The organism is Acidovorax delafieldii 2AN (assembly GCF_000175235.1).
Lineage (GTDB): Bacteria > Pseudomonadota > Gammaproteobacteria > Burkholderiales > Burkholderiaceae_C > Acidovorax > Acidovorax delafieldii_B.
This window is the reverse complement of the sequence record NZ_ACQT01000594.1, coordinates 1-752: the sequence shown is the minus strand read 5'-3', so window position 1 is coordinate 752 and position 752 is coordinate 1. Positions and strand designations below refer to the sequence as shown.

Here is a 752-nt window from a genome sequence, read left to right as displayed (position 1 = left end):
CATCTCGATAGCCCGCGGCCTGGTCAACCGCCCGCCCGTCATCCTGGCCGACGAACCCACCGCGCCCCTGGACAGCGCCCGTGCCCTGGCCGTGATCCGCATCCTCAACGACATGGCGCGCCGGTTCGAAACCGCCGTCATCGTCGTCACGCACGACGAAAAAATCATCCCCACCTTCCGGCGGATTTACCGCATCCGCGACGGCGTGACGCACGAGGAAGCGGGCGAAGGCCGCAGCCTTGCATAACCCCCTACAAGGAGACGCCATGGCAAAGAACACGCAGCGCAGCGGCTGGGTCCGGGCCGTATCGGCAGGGGCCGTGGCCTTTGGCCTCTTGACCCTCAAGGAAGGCGGCTCGGTGCTGTTCATTGACGGCGCCGCGCGCGCCGCAGCGGGTGCCTATGTGCCGTTTGTGCTCTGGTTCAATTTTCTGGCTGGCTTTGCCTACGGGGTGGCGGGCGTGGGGCTGTGGTGCCGCCGGCGCTGGGCGGCCTGGCTGGCGCTTGCCATCGCGGCGGCGACGGCGTGCATCTTTGTCGCCTTTGGCGTGCATGTGCTGGGCGGTGGCGCCTACGAGCAGCGCACCGTGCTGGCATTGGCGCTGCGCACGCTGGTGTGGACGGCCGTGGGCACCTTTGCCTGGCGCGTGCTGCCGCGCACCGCGGCGTCGTCGGTGGGTTGAACAACAGAGAGGCACCATGGACCCCTTGAAAACCGCTGCGGGCACCGCCCATACCCCGGCTGCGCTGGC

The 752-nt window shown here is 68.6% G+C and carries 1 protein-coding gene and 1 pseudogene; both read left to right on the top strand.

The window, feature by feature from the left end:
* Positions 1 to 247: pseudogene (locus tag ACDELDRAFT_RS23265) on the top strand (ABC transporter ATP-binding protein); the annotation flags it as partial.
* Positions 248 to 266: 19 nt separating this feature from the next.
* The gene (locus ACDELDRAFT_RS23260) at positions 267 to 683 is read left to right on the top strand and encodes a hypothetical protein (RefSeq protein ID WP_005801826.1); all 417 of its coding nucleotides are present in this window, start codon (positions 267 to 269) and stop codon (positions 681 to 683) included.
* The last annotated feature ends 69 nt before the right edge of the window (positions 684 to 752 follow it).

What these genes read in the sequence shown, in the direction of transcription:
- ACDELDRAFT_RS23260 (WP_005801826.1), top strand. Translation starts at nt 267, where the DNA reads ATGGCAAAGAACACGCAGCGCAGCGGCTGGGTCCGGGCCGTATCGGCA.